At 46.7% G+C, this 16,085-nt stretch carries 13 protein-coding genes; 12 read left to right on the top strand and 1 reads right to left on the bottom strand.

Annotated elements, in window-relative coordinates:
- Nucleotides 1-124: 124 nt before the first annotated feature.
- The 3 genes from gltB to EBI00_RS10440 all read left to right on the top strand — a co-directional run bounded on the left by gltB (nucleotide 125) and on the right by EBI00_RS10440 (nucleotide 6,443).
- Nucleotides 125-4,576, top strand: coding sequence for a glutamate synthase large subunit (gltB, locus tag EBI00_RS10450; protein ID WP_123095865.1), 4,452 nt, complete (start codon nucleotides 125-127; stop codon nucleotides 4,574-4,576).
- Nucleotides 4,577-4,699: 123 nt separating this feature from the next.
- A complete protein-coding gene (locus EBI00_RS10445; protein WP_123095864.1) occupies nucleotides 4,700-6,121 on the top strand; it encodes an FAD-dependent oxidoreductase in 1,422 nt (473 codons plus the stop codon).
- Between the two features lie 151 nt (nucleotides 6,122-6,272).
- Nucleotides 6,273-6,443: a DUF6435 family protein gene (locus EBI00_RS10440; RefSeq protein ID WP_012071773.1), complete on the top strand. Its 171-nt coding sequence runs from the start codon at nucleotides 6,273-6,275 to the stop codon at nucleotides 6,441-6,443.
- Between the two features lie 64 nt (nucleotides 6,444-6,507).
- On the opposite strand, the gene EBI00_RS10435 is transcribed toward EBI00_RS10440, so the two are convergent.
- Nucleotides 6,508-8,097, bottom strand: a complete 1,590-nt coding sequence (locus EBI00_RS10435; protein WP_123095863.1) for a cation:proton antiporter family protein — start codon at nucleotides 8,095-8,097, stop codon at nucleotides 6,508-6,510.
- A gap of 367 nt (nucleotides 8,098-8,464) precedes the next feature.
- On the opposite strand from EBI00_RS10435, the gene EBI00_RS10425 reads away from it, so the two are divergent.
- The 9 genes from EBI00_RS10425 to EBI00_RS10385 all read left to right on the top strand — a co-directional run bounded on the left by EBI00_RS10425 (nucleotide 8,465) and on the right by EBI00_RS10385 (nucleotide 16,075).
- On the top strand, nucleotides 8,465-9,445 hold the full coding sequence (locus EBI00_RS10425; protein WP_123095862.1) for an aldose epimerase family protein: 981 nt from the start codon (nucleotides 8,465-8,467) through the stop codon (nucleotides 9,443-9,445).
- Nucleotides 9,446-9,515: 70 nt separating this feature from the next.
- A complete protein-coding gene (locus EBI00_RS10420; protein WP_123095861.1) occupies nucleotides 9,516-10,721 on the top strand; it encodes a multidrug effflux MFS transporter in 1,206 nt (401 codons plus the stop codon).
- A 38-nt stretch (nucleotides 10,722-10,759) separates the two neighbouring features.
- Complete coding sequence (locus tag EBI00_RS10415; RefSeq protein ID WP_123095860.1) at nucleotides 10,760-12,085, top strand: MATE family efflux transporter; 1,326 nt, start codon at nucleotides 10,760-10,762, stop codon at nucleotides 12,083-12,085.
- Nucleotides 12,086-12,216: 131 nt separating this feature from the next.
- Nucleotides 12,217-12,597, top strand: a complete 381-nt coding sequence (locus tag EBI00_RS10410; RefSeq protein ID WP_123095859.1) for a hypothetical protein — start codon at nucleotides 12,217-12,219, stop codon at nucleotides 12,595-12,597.
- Between the two features lie 114 nt (nucleotides 12,598-12,711).
- The gene (locus tag EBI00_RS10405) at nucleotides 12,712-13,392 is read left to right on the top strand and encodes a DUF305 domain-containing protein (RefSeq protein ID WP_123095858.1); all 681 of its coding nucleotides are present in this window, start codon (nucleotides 12,712-12,714) and stop codon (nucleotides 13,390-13,392) included.
- Nucleotides 13,393-13,589: 197 nt separating this feature from the next.
- The gene (locus tag EBI00_RS10400; protein WP_123095857.1) at nucleotides 13,590-14,267 is read left to right on the top strand and encodes a MotA/TolQ/ExbB proton channel family protein; all 678 of its coding nucleotides are present in this window, start codon (nucleotides 13,590-13,592) and stop codon (nucleotides 14,265-14,267) included.
- Nucleotides 14,257-14,679 carry an ExbD/TolR family protein gene (locus EBI00_RS10395; protein WP_123095856.1) on the top strand — a complete coding sequence of 141 codons (423 nt, stop codon included), beginning with the start codon at nucleotides 14,257-14,259 and terminating at the stop codon, nucleotides 14,677-14,679. The genes EBI00_RS10400 and EBI00_RS10395 overlap by 11 nt, the downstream gene beginning before the upstream one ends.
- The gene (locus EBI00_RS10390; RefSeq protein WP_123095855.1) at nucleotides 14,676-15,113 is read left to right on the top strand and encodes an ExbD/TolR family protein; all 438 of its coding nucleotides are present in this window, start codon (nucleotides 14,676-14,678) and stop codon (nucleotides 15,111-15,113) included. The genes EBI00_RS10395 and EBI00_RS10390 overlap by 4 nt, the downstream gene beginning before the upstream one ends.
- Nucleotides 15,110-16,075 carry an energy transducer TonB gene (locus tag EBI00_RS10385; protein ID WP_123095854.1) on the top strand — a complete coding sequence of 322 codons (966 nt, stop codon included), beginning with the start codon at nucleotides 15,110-15,112 and terminating at the stop codon, nucleotides 16,073-16,075. Before EBI00_RS10390 ends, EBI00_RS10385 begins: the two co-directional genes overlap by 4 nt.
- Nucleotides 16,076-16,085 lie beyond the last annotated feature (10 nt).

The raw sequence follows: 16,085 nt of genomic DNA, 5'->3' as shown, positions 1-16,085 counted from the left end.
TTGGGGAAATGGTAGTCATTCTTAAAGAGAATTTCTTACCGCTCACATTTTTTACCCCCGCCATCTAACTAGCCGATTTATATCTAAGAGTTATTTTTTACGTTTCAACTGTGGGAGTTGGTGTATGAATGCAGGCCTTTATCGTCCTGGCGAGTTCAAAGACAACTGTGGCTTTGGTTTAATTGCTCATATGGAAGGCAATCCAAGCCATGATTTATTAAAAACAGCGATCCAATCTTTGACAAGTATGACGCACCGCGGTGGTATTGCCGCTGATGGAAAAACGGGTGACGGTTGTGGTCTTTTAATTCAGAAGCCGGATGCGTTTTTGCGCAACGAAGCAATCAATTTATTTCAACACACCTTGTCGGACTTGTACGGCATTGGCATGGTGTTTTTGGATCAAGATGAAGCGCGAGCAGAAGAACAGCGCAACGAACTGACCAAGCAATTGCAAGATCAGGCGCTCAATGTGGTTGGTTGGCGAGAAGTGCCAACTGATTCGTCTTGCCTTGGCCGTATTGCGGAAGAGTGTTTGCCGCGTATTGAGCAAGTGTTCATTGACAGCAATCGAATGGACGCTCGTACGTTTGCGACGCGTTTATTTGTGGCTCGTCGTCAGACAGAAATCGCTTTGGCACACTATGAAAATTTCTATGTGTGTTCCTTGTCAGACAGAGTATTGTCTTACAAAGGCTTAATGATGCCAGTAGATTTGCCCTCTTTTTACAAAGATTTGGGCAATGAAAAACTGCAGACCGCTATTTGTGTGTTTCATCAACGTTTCTCGACGAACACCTTGCCAAAATGGCCACTTGCTCAGCCATTTCGCATGTTGGCACACAACGGTGAGATCAATACCATAGAAGGTAACCGTAACTGGGCCTTGGCGCGTGCCAATAAGTTGCGTTCGCCTTTAATACCTGAACTACAAAATTTACAGCCTTTGGTAAACCTTACGGGATCCGACTCTTCTTCTATGGATAACATGTTAGAAGTTTTGGTCACTGGGGGGATGGACATATTCCGTGCGGCGCGTTTGATTATTCCACCAGCATGGCAAAACGTAGAAAACATGGACTCGGAGTTGCGTGCATTTTACGAATACAACTCCATGCACATGGAGCCTTGGGATGGCCCAGCCGGTTTGGTTATGACGGATGGTCGTCATGCTATCTGTATGCTGGATCGTAACGGCTTGCGTCCTGCTCGTTGGGTAGTGACCAAAAATGGTTTCATTACCTTGGCGTCTGAAATTGGAACATACGATTATAAGCCTCAAGATGTCGTAGCAAAAGGTCGTGTAGGACCAGGTCAAATGCTGGTGATCGACACACAAACTGGTAAAATGCTGCACACCCAAGACATTGATAACCGTCTGAAGTCCCTTCATCCTTATAAAAAATGGCTGAAGCAAGAAGCCATTCGTGTTGAATCGCTGCTGGAAGAATCCACGCAAGAATTTATTCCTTTTACCAAGGACGAGATGTTGGTGTATCAAAAGATGTTTCAGGTGTCTTTTGAAGAGCGCGAGCAGATTTTCCGTCCCTTGGCTGAAAGTGGTCACGAAGCCGTTGGTTCCATGGGGGATGATACGCCCATGGCCGTGATGTCGAGTCAGACACGTCCTTTGACAGACTATTTCCGTCAGAAGTTTGCTCAGGTCACCAACCCCCCAATAGATCCATTACGTGAATCTATCGTTATGTCATTGGAAACCTGCATCGGGGTTGAGCGAAACTTATTTGAAGAAACGCCTAAGCACGCCAATCGTATTATCATGTCTTCGCCGGTATTGTCGCCACGCAAATACAGCCGTTTACTGGCATTAGAGGATCATCGCTTCCGTTTGGTGCGTTTGAACACCAATTATAATCCAGAAGACGTTTCTCTTGAGCAAGCCATCAGAAATTTGCAGGTTAGTGCAGAAGATGTGGTGCGAAATGGTGCTGTCATGGTTGTCTTAACTGACCGTGATATTGAGAAAGGCCATCTTCCTATTCCAGCGCCTATGGCCGTTGGAGCGGTGCATCACCATTTGTCTGATGTGGGTTTACGCTGTGATTCCAATATCATTGCAGACACGGGTTTTGCTCGTGATCCTCATCAGTTTGCTGTCCTATTAGGCTTTGGTGCGACAGCGGTTTACCCTTATTTGTCTTATCGATTAATCAACGACATGATCGATAAAGGCGAAGTATTAGGTGACCCCATAGCGTGCCACTCTAAATATCGCAAAGGCATCAATAAAGGCCTGATGAAGATCCTATCTAAGATGGGTATTTCGACTATGGCATCCTACCGAGGTGCGCAGCTGTTCGAATCCATTGGTTTGGATAACGCTGTTGTGGATCTTTGTTTCAAAGGGGTAGCCAATCGTATCAAGGGCGCAAAATTTGAAGATTTTCAACGTGAGCAAGCGACAATCGCAAGCAACGCATGGAAATTGCGCAAACCCATTCAGCATGGCGGTTACTTAAAATACGTTCATAACGCGGAATACCACGCGTTTAACCCAGACGTAGTGCGCAATCTGCAAACGGCAGTGGGCAGTGGTAAGTTTGAGGACTTCACCAAATACGCGGAGTTGGTTAATACGCGTCCAGCGTCTATGTTGCGTGATTTGTTTGCCTTGTCTGAGAAAGCCAAAGCCATTTCTGTGGACGATGTAGAATCCATTGAAAGCATCTTGCCGCGTTTTGATTCCGCGGGTATGTCATTAGGTGCCTTGTCGCCAGAAGCCCATGAAGCTTTGGCGCAAGCGATGAATGAACTCGGCTGTCGTTCTAACTCTGGTGAAGGTGGGGAAGACCCAGCTCGTCATGGAACAGAGCGCCGCTCTAAGATCAAACAAATTGCCTCTGGTCGTTTCGGTGTAACGCCAGAATATCTGGTGAATGCTGAAGTGTTGCAAATTAAGGTCGCACAAGGGGCAAAACCCGGTGAAGGCGGTCAGTTACCTGGTGGTAAAGTGAACGGTTTGATTGCGCGTCTGCGTTATGCTGTTCCTGGTGTGACCCTGATTTCACCACCACCTCACCACGACATTTACTCAATAGAAGATTTAGCTCAGCTGATTTTCGATTTGAAACAAGTCAACCCAGAGGCGTTAGTGTCAGTAAAACTGGTTTCTGAACCGGGTGTGGGAACCGTTGCGGCGGGTGTGGCGAAAGCCTACGCGGACTTAATTACTATCTCTGGTTACGATGGGGGGACTGCGGCATCACCAATCACCTCTATTCGTCATGCGGGTTCGCCTTGGGAATTGGGTTTAGCAGAAGCGCAACAAGCGCTTCGCTCCAATGATCTTCGTGGCAAAATTCGTCTGCAAACAGACGGTGGACTAAAAACTGGCCTAGATGTGGTTAAAGCCGCTATTTTAGGCGCGGAAAGCTTTGGTTTTGGTACTACGCCTATGGTGGCCATGGGCTGTAAATTCCTGCGCATTTGTCACTTGAATAACTGTGCGACAGGGGTTGCGACACAAGACCAAGGTCTGCGGGACGATCACTTTATTGGTACCGTTGAAATGATCAAGAATTTCTTCTTGTTCATGGCGAAAGACACGCGCTTGTGGCTTGCGAAGCTTGGCGTATCTCGTCTACAAGACTTGATTGGCCGTACAGATCTATTGGCATTGTTACCGGGTGAGACCGATAAACAACGCAACCTGGATCTGTCTCCTATTTTAAACAACGACCTGATCCCAGCGGACAAACCACAATACTGTGTCACACCACTTAACCCACCTCATGATAAAGGCCTATTAGCGCTGAAAATGTGGGAGACAGTGAAAGAGGTGATCGAAGAGAAAGAAGGCGGTGAGTTCGAGTTTACGGTGACTAACTGTGATCGCTCTATCGGTGCCCGTTTGTCTGGTGAGATCGCGAAGCGTTACGGTAACCAAGGTATGTCTGACGTGCCATTAACCTTGAAGCTGACGGGTACAGCTGGTCAAAGTTTCGGTGTATGGAACGCAGGCGGTTTAAACATGTACCTAGAAGGTGATGCGAACGATTACGTTGGTAAAGGTATGACAGGCGGTAAGCTGGTCATTCGTCCACCACGTGGCTCACACTTTAAGTCACAAGATTCTGCCATTATTGGTAACACCTGTTTATACGGTGCCACTGGCGGTAAATTGTTTGCGGCGGGTACCGCTGGTGAACGTTTTGCTGTACGCAACTCGGGCACCCATACGGTTATTGAAGGCGCGGGCGATCACTGTTGTGAATACATGACCGGCGGTATGGTCACCGTGTTAGGTAACACAGGTTACAACTTTGGCGCTGGCATGACAGGCGGTTTCGCTTACGTGCTCGATCTGGATCGTACCTTCGTGGATAAATACAATCACGAGCTGGTGGAAATCCACCGCATTGGTACCGAGTTAACCGAAGAATACCGTTCACACCTTCGCTCTGTGATCGAAGAATACGTGCGAGAAACAGACAGCGAATGGGGCCATGAGATCTTAGAAAACTTCTATGACTACATTGGCAAGTTCTGGCTAGTGAAACCCAAAGCCGCCAGTTTAGGTGCGCTCTTGGCGAACACTCGTCAACGTCCGGAATAAAATACATGGTTATGGTGCTGGGTTGTGTGACAGGTGATCAGCAATCCGCACCAAGAACGAATCAGTCTGACCCATTTGAGAGAAGTGCTGCTTGTTTACAGGCAGCCGAGGAGATAGCAGCTTATGTCTGAGCGCTTGAACAACGTATTTCAATTCGTCGAAGTGGATCGTAAAGATCCTAAAAAGAAGCCTTTAATCACTCGTAAGGCACAATTCGTCGAAATTTATAAACCTTTTGAGGAAACAAGTGCGAAAGATCAATCGCACCGCTGTTTAGAGTGTGGCAACCCCTACTGTGAGTGGAAGTGCCCAGTGCACAACTACATTCCAAACTGGCTAAAATTGGTCAGTGAAGGCAGCATTATCGAAGCCGCAGAGTTAAGTCATCAGACCAACTCTTTGCCAGAAGTCTGTGGTCGCGTGTGTCCACAAGATCGTCTTTGTGAAGGTGCTTGTACGCTTGGTGAAGGTGGTTTTGGTGCGGTGACAATCGGTTCTGTTGAAAAATACATTACAGACACCGCGTTTGCTTTAGGCTGGCGCCCAGATATGTCGAATGTGGTGCCTGTGAACAAGACGGTCGCTATTGTGGGAGCGGGTCCTGCTGGTCTAGCTTGTGCGGATATCTTGGTACGTAACGGCATTAAGCCTGTGGTATTTGATAAATACCCAGAAATCGGTGGTTTGCTGACCTTTGGTATTCCAGAATTTAAACTGGAAAAAAGCGTCATGACCCGTCGTCGTGAAATTTTTGAAGAAATGGGCGTCGAGTTTGTGTTGGGCACTTCCGTTGGTGATGATGTGCCGTTCGAGCATGTGTTAGAAGAGTACGATGCCGTGTTTTTAGGTATGGGGACGTACAAATACATGAAAGGCGGCTTCCCAGGCGAAGATATGCCAGGCGTTTACGATGCCCTCGATTATCTCGTGTCTAACGTCAACCACTGTTTGGACTTCGAAGAAGACGAAGCGGACTACATTAACTTAAAAGGCAAGCAAGTGGTTGTCTTGGGTGGTGGTGATACCGCAATGGACTGTAACCGTACCGCGATTCGTCAAGGCGCAAAAAGCGTGACGTGTGCTTACCGTCGTGACCAAGAAAACATGCCGGGTTCGCGTAAAGAAGTGCAAAACGCCAAAGAAGAGGGCGTACGCTTCCTATTTAATCGTCAGCCTGTCGAAATCATTGGTGACGGCAAGGTGGAAGGCGTTAAAGTGGTGGAAACCCAAATGGGTGAGCCAGACGAAAATGGTCGTCGTACGGCAGAAATCGTTGAAGGCAGCGAGCAGATCATTCCGGCGGACGCTGTTTTGATCGCCTTCGGTTTCCAAGCGAGCCCAGCGCCTTGGTTTGAAAAGTTTGGCATTGAAACCGATGCGCGTGGTCGAGTGGTTGCCCCAACCAAGGGTAAGTTTATGTTCCAAACCACCAATGAAAAAATCTTTGCTGGTGGCGACATGGTGCGCGGTTCAGACTTGGTGGTCACGGCCATTGACGAAGGCCGTAAAGCAGCCGAAGGAATCATGGACTTCCTCGATATTTAAGTGCGAATAGCGCTTTATGTCTAAAAAATCAAAACGCCAATCAGAGACAATCTGGTTGGCGTTTTTGTTTTAGTGATTCGCAAGAATAAAAGGATCTAAACTCGAATAGAGTCCGTATGAACACCATTAACCCACAGCAATAGGCTCATTTATGTTCTCTTTTCTAAAATCCGACCCAATTAAAAAACTCGATAAAGAATATGGCGAACTACTCGAAAAAGCCATGCAAGCTCAACGCGGTGGCGACATCCGACTCTATTCGGAACTGACCGAAAAAGCCGAAGCAGTCAAAGCCAAGATAGATGAAGCTAGATCTGCATAACGAGATAAATAAAAAAAAGCCATGCTAGGTGACTAGCATGGCTTTTTTGTAGTGATGGCTTATTTTAAGCTGTCGCCGCTGTATTTTCTGCTGTCCGAATCAGCGCCAAACTTTCTTCCGCAAAGCCCGTACCCGCTTCAGTGTAGAAGTTGAATACCGTGTCGATACCCGATGCGATGAGAACGTCTCGCTCGTCTTGGTAGCGCGCGATGGCAGCGATTTGGCCAGTATAGTTAGCCTTACGCAGCTGTATGGCTATATTCGTACTGTCCTCTGCAATGGGCAACGCTAGCATCACAAGGCGAATACCATCGGTATTAAAACGTTCCCACATATCCGCGTCCTCACCATCGCCGTAAAAGACGTTTTCGTTGGCTTCTCGCATGATCTTGATACGGTTTCGATCGGCGTCCATTCCTGCGACGGAATCTCCAAGCAACCCTTTTAAAGAGTCAAATGCTCCTCGGCCCACGCGCCCCAGCCCGATAATCAGCACATCGGCATTTTGGGGTTGTACGAAAACATCTTCAGGAAGACATTGTCGGCTTTCAAACTGGCGGATAACTTCTTTATTTCGGCGATACAGACGATGGGATTTACGGTAGATAATGCTGGTAATGACAAAGGAAAAAGACACCGCGAGGGCCAAAATAACCAACCACTCTGTCGCTAACCAACCATTAGAAACACTCAGTGCAACCACTATTAAGCCAAACTCACTGTAATTAGAGAGAATGAGAGAAGACAGAAAAGAGGTACGGCCGCGTAGCTTCATTTTTGTCATTAAGACAAAGAAAAGCGCAAATTTTATTAGAATGATTAAGGTGATGATCAGGCTCATGCCAATCATGTTAAGCGTTGGGAGCGCCGCAAAACCAATGGATAAGAAAAATCCGATCAGAAATAAATCTTTAAAATTCATCAATGACTTGTTCATTTCTGTTGCCTTTGGGTGGGACGCGAGCAAAATGCCAAATACCAGTGCACCTAAGTCGCCTTTGACGCCGACGAGATAAAACAATTCATACCCACCCAGCGCTAAAAATACACCCGTTAGAGGGAGCATTTCACCGTGTCCCGCTTTATCAACTAACTTATTGATCAAGGGGCGCAGGAATAATAGCCCCAACAAGCCAATCGCCCAGATAGACGGAATCTCTCCCGTTGCAGCGACCAGAAATACCACCGCGACTATGTCTTGCATAACCAATATGCCGAGCGCAAGTTGTCCATGACGAGTTCTCAGCTCGCCGTTTTCCTCGAGAAGTTTCATCACGCAAACGGTACTGGAAAAACTCAACCCAAAGCTTAAGAGTGCCGCGGTTTTAAAATCAAGGACATCAAAATACGGTAAGCTCAACGCCCCTAAACCTAAGGCGATGCCCGTAAACATCAGCGTCCACACGCCCATGTGACTGAGCGTACCTATCCACACTTCAGGTTTGAGTAAGTCTTTAACATGAAGCTTCAAACCTATACTAAACAACATCAAGGTAATGCCGATGTTAGCAAGTGTGTCCAAGGTGCTATTGGATTCCATGCCCAGAAAATTGAGTAAAAAACCAGCGAGCAAGAAGCCAATGAGTGGCGGTAGATTGATTGTTTTAACGGCTAAGCCGCAAACAAACGCGAATAAAATCCAAGTGAATTCCATAAAGTCCTTCTGAATGAATGGCATAAATACACAGTAAAATTATCATACGAAATTTGTGCGTGCCCTGCAGCAGCTAATACGCTTATTTGCCTTTTATTGTTTCACTCGACGGCATACCGAAAAAGATATGAAAAACAACATTTATTCTATTTGATTGGTATGTTCTGGTTCTTCGTTAATTTGCGATCCAAGATATTCTTGGTGAAGAGTTGGGATCCGCGATTAGTGGTAACAAATCAATAGACGATGCACTGAAAACAGCGCAATATCGTATTAACGACTTGTTAGAAAATATCTAATTTATCCAATAGCGATCTATCTACACTTTCGGGAGCTTCGGCTCCCGTTTATTTGAAAGGATACTTCTGTGAACAGAGCGCCAGATTTAAACCAAATTCAATCTATCATGCTAAATAACGCCCAGCTCAAGGTGTCTATTTTGACATTAGGCGCAAGCATTCAATCTGTCTATTTAAATGGCTACGAGCATTCTTTAGTTCTAGGTTCGCCCAAACTGACTGATTATCTTCAAGGAGCAAAATACTTTGGTGCGGTTGTCGGCCGAGTAGCAAACAGAACCAATAAAGGGCATGCCTTAATCGATGGGACAACCTATCAACTCCCGCCTACTTTACCTGAAGCCCACCATCTACATGGCGGCCCTGCAGGCACAGGCAGTAAAAACTGGTCTATCATCGAGCAAACGAACGACATGGTTCAGCTGCAAACGCCTCTAGCTGACGGAGAAATGGGCTATCCAGGAAACATGGTTATCAACGTATTTTACCGTCTGATCGATACCACATTGGAAATGGAAATCACAGCAACCACGGATCAGCTCACAATTTGTAATTTTGCTGGCCACAGTTATGTCAATCTTGATGGCAAAGGCTCTATCTTGGATCATCAGCTCCGCATTCACGCTGACCACTACTTACCAGTCGATGCAGGGTTAATTCCAACAGGCGAAGTGACGCCAACCGCAGGCAGCACCTTGGATTTTAATCAGTTACGCCGTATTAATCGTGACGATTACCCCGGGCTTGATACAAACTTCTGTCTTTCGCTTGGACGCCGTCCATTACAAACCGTTGCGACGCTTAAAGCGCCCATTACTGGGCTAACTCTTGATTATCAAACCACTGAGCCAGGATTACAGATCTATGACGGTCGTCATATCCAACTAGATGTCGAATCAAATATTAACCAAGGCGTTTTATCGGCTTACTCAGGTCTTGCGCTTGAAGCACAGCATTGGCCAGATGCGATAAACCAGCCTCACTTTCCGCCAATCTTACTTGCGCCCGAAGACACTTATCGACAAGTTACGCGCTATGTATTTTATTAAGAGGCGACACAACAGTTCTGTTTAATTAGTATGGGCTGTTTTGTATATCAAGTTTGAAAGATTTAGACCTATGCAATCAAGAAAGTTACCAGAAAAAGAATTCATTGCACTGTTTGCTTTGATGATGTCTCTTACTGCGCTGAGTATGGATGCCATGCTGCCGGCGTTTCCACTTATAGCGGAATCCTTGGCGATTGTGGATTATCAGCAGACGCAGTGGATAGTGTCAGCGATGATTTTGGGGATGGTGTTTGGTGAGATCATTTTTGGTCCCTTGTCGGATGCGATCGGTCGTAAAAAAAGCATTTTAATTGGCATCGGTATTTATATATTGGGCGCTGTTATTGCCTTGTTAGCATCTTCTATTGAGGTGTTTTTACTGGGTCGTATGATTCAAGGTTTGGGTGTCGCAGGCCCGAAAATTGCTTCCCGTGCACTGGTTCGAGACCTATATAAGGGCGCTGACATGGCCCGTATTATGTCGTTTGTGATGATGGTGTTTATGTTGGTGCCATTGCTTGCTCCTGCGATTGGGCAGCTGGTGATTCAAGTCGCAAATTGGCATTGGATTTTTGCGTTACTGATTATGCAGGCCGCGATGGCTGGCGGCTGGTTGCTCTTTCGCCAACCCGAAACCTTGGCGCCACAAAATCGCATCCCACTTAACCGAAAACGTTTAATGGCGGATGTGCGTATTATTGTGGGTCGTCGGGATGTCATGGCATTTACTGTATTGTTAGGTTGCATTTTTGCGGGCTTGCTACTGCACATTAGCACGGCACAATCGATTTTTCAGGATGTGTATCAAACGGGAAATCGCTTTCCGCTCTTTTTTGCCATGCTGGCAATTGGGTCGTCCATCATCAGTTTTTCAAATGGTAAAATAGTGCAGCGAGTCGGCATGTTGCCCTGTGTTGTTTCCGCCCTGAGCGTCTTGTTATTGACCTCTTGTGTGCTACTTATTGTTTCTCTGTTTTTTGATGGGGTGCCACCGTTTGCGCTTTTTATGGGATTAGGCATGGTGATGTTTGCTTGCTTAGGTATGATATTTGGTAATGTGAATGCGATGGCGATGGAGCCACTCGGGAAGATGGCTGGATTGGGCGCCTCATTGATTTCCTCTTTATCGAGTCTTATTGCCATTGTACTGTCGGCCTCGGTTGGTCAGTTCTACAATTTTACTGCCGTGCCTTTAGCGAGTGGTTTCGTGCTCTTCTCGTTTATCGCTTTGGTGATGTTGGGTTATGGGCACAAATTCAGTAAAACCTTGAAATGAGATAGAATAGGCGATCTGTTTTTCTTACGAGTATGTCTATGTCCTCTCAGGTTTCTTCCTCTGCGCCGCTTGCCAAGCAGCTGTTTGCTATGACTTGGCCTATGTTGTTTGGCATCTTGTCGTTAATGAGCTTTCAGTTGGTAGACAGTGCTTTTATTGGTCAGTTGGGGGTTTTACCACTGGCAGCACAGGGTTTTACCTTGCCCATTCAGATGATTGTGATTGGTTTACAAGTTGGCTTGGGTATTGCCACAACGTCGATTATTTCAAGAGCTTTAGGGGCCGGTAATGTTCGTTACGCTAAGCAATTAGGAGGGCTCATCCTCATAATGGGAGGCGTAGGGGTTGCGTTTTTTGGGGGGCTTATTTGGGTTTTCCGATACCCGATTTTGGCGTTATTGAGCGCCCCAGATGCTGTCTATCCTATTATTGATGCTTATTGGCCTCACTGGTTGTTGAGTGCTTGGGTCGGGGCCTTGATCTATTTTTACTACAGCATTTGTCGTTCCAACGGGAATACCTTGTTGCCCGGCATCATGATGGTGGTCACCAGTCTTTTGAATTTGCTGCTAGATCCGATTTTTATTTTTACATTTGGGCTCGGCTTAAATGGCGCCGCTATGGCAACTACAGTAGCGTTTAGTATTGGTCTTTTGATTGTTGCCCCACAGGTGGCGAATAAGCACTGGATGAGTTTCGACTGGCAGGACCTTAACATTCGTAAAAGTTTAGCGGCGATTGGCCATATTATGGGACCTGCGATGGTCAGCCAGTTGTTACCGCCAGTATCTTCCATGTTGGCAACGAAATTGATTGCGGGATTTGGTACGGCTGCCGTGGCGTCTTGGGCGCTGGGTTCGCGTTTTGAGTTTTTCTCAATTGTGGCTGTGTTGGCGCTGACCATGTCTATGCCGCCCATGATAGGGCGTTTGTTAGGCGAAGGGCGACTCGATGATATTCGCTACGTTGTAGTGTTGGCGTGTCGTTTCGTACTCGGTTTTCAGTTGTTAGTGGCTATCGCCACCTTTTTTGCAGCGGCACCCTTAGCTCGTTTGCTGACCAGCGAACAAATCGTATCGGATATTTTAACCTGGCATCTTATGCTGGTGCCTATCAGTCTTGGTTCCTTGGGAATTTGTATGTTGATGGTGTCAGTATCCAATGCGCTTGGTAAACCTTACAACGCACTTGCTATATCGGCACTGCGGCTGTTTGCTTTCTTTCTGCCTTGTTTGTGGATAGGTGCAGAGCTTGCGGGTCTCAAAGGCCTCTTCATCGGCGTGTTAGTCGCAAATATACTGGCTGGTTGGTGTGCCTGGTGTTTTTACCAACGCGCGTTAGCGCAGTTGGAGCGGCGTTTTTAGTTGAGTGGTATTTACCCTGTGTGAGCTAGATCATATTTACCGGCTTTTACTTTGAATAAACAGATAGTGATGTTTGCCCATGACGTGTTTGCCGAGTATGCTGAGAGCATATTTAGTGGGGATTAGATGACGTGTTAAAAGCGCCTCGTTTTGTAATGATCGTAATGTGTTTGTTGACTGGGGTGTGGCTGGTGTTGTCCGCTTCCATTCAAGCAAGCTCCTATGGTGTTATGTCACATCAAGGGGCAACGATGTCTGAATCTTTTCATTCTACTCATGGTACGGCGTCGGTGTCGTCCATGTCGGATAAGTACTCATCATTAGGCGCTGAGGGTCATGCCGATAGTAAACATTACTTGGATTGTGTTGATCATTGTGCGCTTGTTGCCTTGCCGTCTCCCGTTATGCTTTTCGCCACCGCGATCATCGCCTGGCCTCCTTTGTCGCTGACTCAACAGTGGCGAAATAACGTATCAGAACCCGTTACTCCCCCTCCGCGTTTATCACATTAATTGCGTACTGACTGGCCTTTTTTCATGGCCTCAAAACTGTTGGCAACCTAACCGTATTCAGTTCATTGAATCTTTATGCTTGCCGTCATGCACACAATCACGTGAGATAGTATTATGACTATATTTAAAAAATGCGCTTTAGCCAGTTTGTTTTCTGTGACCTTAGTGGTCGCGGGATGTTCGCTTCCGTCTCATGAAGACATGGACGAGCACGCCAGCCATCAAGGCAATGCAAATCACCAAAGCCATCAGGGTCAGCATGCTGCACAGCATGGACACATGGATAAATCTGTGTTTAATGATGCGAATCAAACCATGATGATGGACATGCATGCCATCGCGTTAACTGGTGATGTGGACTACGATTTTGTTGTCGGCATGATTCCGCATCACCAGGGGGCGATTGACATGGCTGAGCAGCTATTGGCTTCCTCACAGCTTTCAGACGCCTTGAGACCATTAGCACAAGACATTATTGCCGCTCAGTCGACCGAGATTGCGTTTATGAATAGTTGGTTGGCGAATTATGGTGATCCGCGCCCATCCGGTAATGCCGAGCAAATAATCGCCGCCTATGACGCGGTCAATGCACAAATGATGTCGGATATGAATCGTGTAGCGTCAAGTGGCGATGTGAACCGTGACTTTGTGGAAGGCATGATTCCTCATCATGAAGCCGCTGTTTCTATGGCCGAAGTGCTATTGCAATTTAGCAGTGACCCTGTATTAAAAAAGATGGCTGAGGCCGTTATCAGCGAACAAACGCGTGAAATTGGTTTGATGCAAGCGTACTAAATAGTTAAAGAAAAACGACTGATATCATTCAAAGCCAAAAGAGCGGAATAAAAAATCGACTTATCATGGGATGAGTCGATTTTTTTGTTCAATAATCACACTATGACAACGGTATAATAGAAAAATATCAAGTTTGTTGAAAATGAGATTGAGAATGAATAACATTAGTAAAGTTTTATAATCAATCGGAGAGCCTCGTGGAAAATTCAGTACAGCAGAAAGTGATCGATTTTTTGCAGGTCGGTGGGCCTGTCGTATGGATCTTGATGGTGTTTTCTGTCGTCGCGCTGACGATTGTTTTGCTGAAGTTGTGGCAGTTTTCGTCGCTGCGTGCTGAAAGCTTGAAAACGACCAATTTGGCTTTGGACGTATGGCGTACCGAATGCGCTGACAGTGCGCTTGAAAAGTTAGATGAAAAGCGTCCGATCGATGCGCTTGTTGGTTACACCATGCGCGCCTTATTAGCGTCGAGTACTAGCGTAGACTTGATTCGCGAAGAAGTAGAGCGACGCGCCATGAAACAGCTGAATCAATTGCGCTCGTACTTTCGTCCATTGGAAATCATTGCAACATTAAGCCCACTGCTGGGGTTGTTAGGAACCGTACTGGGGATGATTACCGCCTTCCAACAAATGGAAGGAGCGGGCAGTCAGGTAGACCCTTCGGTATTGTCTGGTGGCATTTGGCAGGCGCTATTAACCACGGCGGTGGGTTTGGCTGTTGCGATTCCTGTTGTCACCCTACAAAGCTGGCTCGAACGTAAAGTAGAACGAATTACGCACAACATGAACGACGCAGTAACGCAGGTGTTCACCAGTAAACAAGCGAAGCATTTGGTCGCGAAAGCCACCAAAGAGATGTTGCATGCCGCTTAACCTTTCTCAACCTAAACGAAAAAATGCCATTAGCTTAACGCCACTGATTGATGTGGTGTTTATTTTATTGTTGTTTTTTATGTTGACCTCCAGTTTTGTGCCTTGGCGTATTGTTGACACGCCCCTGTCTATGACACCTGATACGCCAAAATCCGAAGAAGAAAAGGACAACATCATCCTAACGTTGAAGCAAAATGATGCTCAGGTGTGGGTAGAGGATCAAGCGATTCGTTTCGCTGATCAAGCGTATTTTCAAACGCTGATTGCTGACCACAATGAGGCCATTTTTATCATCAAAGCAGAAGAGGGGGTGACACTTCAGAGCTTGATGCAGCTGGCTGATCGTTTAAAGCTCAATGGCGCAAAAACTGTGTCTATTGCGAATGCCTTTGCTATGCCGGAGACAAAATGAAAATAGGCGAAAAATACGCTGCGCGGGCCGCCAACAAGGATGACAACATGGTGCCACTGATTAACGTGGTATTTTTGATGTTGGTGTTTTTCATGGTAGCCGGTCAAATCCAAAAAGCCGATCCTATTGCTGTGATGCCGCCTTACTCTATTAATGATACGCGCGCCGTGACGGACCCGAATGTTGTTATTGTGGTCGGTTCGGATGATAGCGATAGCTTGTATGTGGACGATGAAAGGTTTGTACTAGATGAGATACAAGCTTATTTAGAGCAACAATTTACTGCAGCAGAGAACAAAGAGGCCTTTTGGGTGCAAATCAAAGCAGACGGCGCCATTTCTTTAGAAAAACTGCGCCCAGTATTTAATCAGGTTCGTTTGGCGGGTTTGACCAAGGTGAGCTTGGCCACACAGTTAGAGCGAGGAGAAGAATGATTTCCACGCGTCATTGGGTGATTGCCGGTGGTTTGGCGCTTTCGCTTCACGCAGGGGCTTTTTATGCGGTGTTTTATCATCCAACAGAAGGCAGCCAATCAGCGGGTTCTCAAGGCATTGAGTTTGATCTTGGCATGTTGGGTGACCTTGGAGCGGCGGCACAAACAACGGCGGCTCAGGAGAAAGTCAAAGAGACTGAAGACGTTGTAGAGGAGCCTATTGAAGACGTTCAGCAAGAAGTCGAACCTAAAGAAATCGAAGAACCTGAAGTAATTGAAGAGCCTGAAGTGGTTGAAGAACCTGAAGTAATTGAAGAACCTGAAGTAATTGAAGAGCCTGAAGTGGTTGAAGAGCCTGTGGTAGAACCTGAAGTGGTTGAAGAGCCTGTGATAGAACCTGAAGTGGTTCAGGAGCCAGAGCCTGTTGTTGTTAAACAAGAATCGCCTATTGAGATCAAGAAGCCTGAGCCTAAACCGAAACCTAAACCAGAGCCTAAGCCACAACCCAAGCCGAAACCAAAACCAGAGCCTAAGCCACAACCAAGGCCGACACCTGAAGTAAAACCAGCGGCACAACCGCCCGTACAAACGGCCCCTGCCGCGACTGCGAGTCAAAAAGCCACCACAGGAAGTGCGAATGCTGCCAGCAGCGGGGGAGACCCAGGTGCCAAAGCGAGCTATTTTACCGAGCTAACGTCAGTCTTGGCGCAAAATAAGCGTTACCCAAGAGCGTCGCGTCGTCGCAACGAAGAAGGCGTTGTGTCCTTATCCTTTGTTGCCCATGCGGACGGCTCTGTGTCTGAGGTTGCCATCCTCGAAAGCTCTGGACATAAACGTCTGGATGATGCGGTGTTGGACATGATAAAACGGTCACTGCCACTGCCCGCTTTTCCAAAAGGCATGACGGAGAGTGAGCTGCGCATCAACCTCCCCGTGTCTTTTAAATTAAGTGATTTTAGATAAAACGCGCGCT

The organism is Marinomonas hwangdonensis, assembly GCF_003721245.1.
Lineage (GTDB): Bacteria > Pseudomonadota > Gammaproteobacteria > Pseudomonadales > Marinomonadaceae > Marinomonas > Marinomonas hwangdonensis.
The sequence above is the reverse complement of the archived record's forward strand: the minus strand, read 5'-3'. Positions and strand labels throughout refer to the sequence as shown.

Coding starts and splice junctions, on each gene's coding strand:
- EBI00_RS10415 (WP_123095860.1), top strand. CDS start 10,760: ATGTCCTCTCAGGTTTCTTCCTCTGCGCCGCTTGCCAAGCAGCTGTTT.
- EBI00_RS10440 (WP_012071773.1), top strand. CDS start 6,273: ATGTTCTCTTTTCTAAAATCCGACCCAATTAAAAAACTCGATAAAGAA.
- EBI00_RS10435 (WP_123095863.1), bottom strand. CDS start 8,097: ATGGAATTCACTTGGATTTTATTCGCGTTTGTTTGCGGCTTAGCCGTT.
- EBI00_RS10385 (WP_123095854.1), top strand. CDS start 15,110: ATGATTTCCACGCGTCATTGGGTGATTGCCGGTGGTTTGGCGCTTTCG.
- EBI00_RS10420 (WP_123095861.1), top strand. CDS start 9,516: ATGCAATCAAGAAAGTTACCAGAAAAAGAATTCATTGCACTGTTTGCT.
- gltB (WP_123095865.1), top strand. CDS start 125: ATGAATGCAGGCCTTTATCGTCCTGGCGAGTTCAAAGACAACTGTGGC.
- EBI00_RS10390 (WP_123095855.1), top strand. CDS start 14,676: ATGAAAATAGGCGAAAAATACGCTGCGCGGGCCGCCAACAAGGATGAC.
- EBI00_RS10445 (WP_123095864.1), top strand. CDS start 4,700: ATGTCTGAGCGCTTGAACAACGTATTTCAATTCGTCGAAGTGGATCGT.
- EBI00_RS10395 (WP_123095856.1), top strand. CDS start 14,257: ATGCCGCTTAACCTTTCTCAACCTAAACGAAAAAATGCCATTAGCTTA.
- EBI00_RS10405 (WP_123095858.1), top strand. CDS start 12,712: ATGACTATATTTAAAAAATGCGCTTTAGCCAGTTTGTTTTCTGTGACC.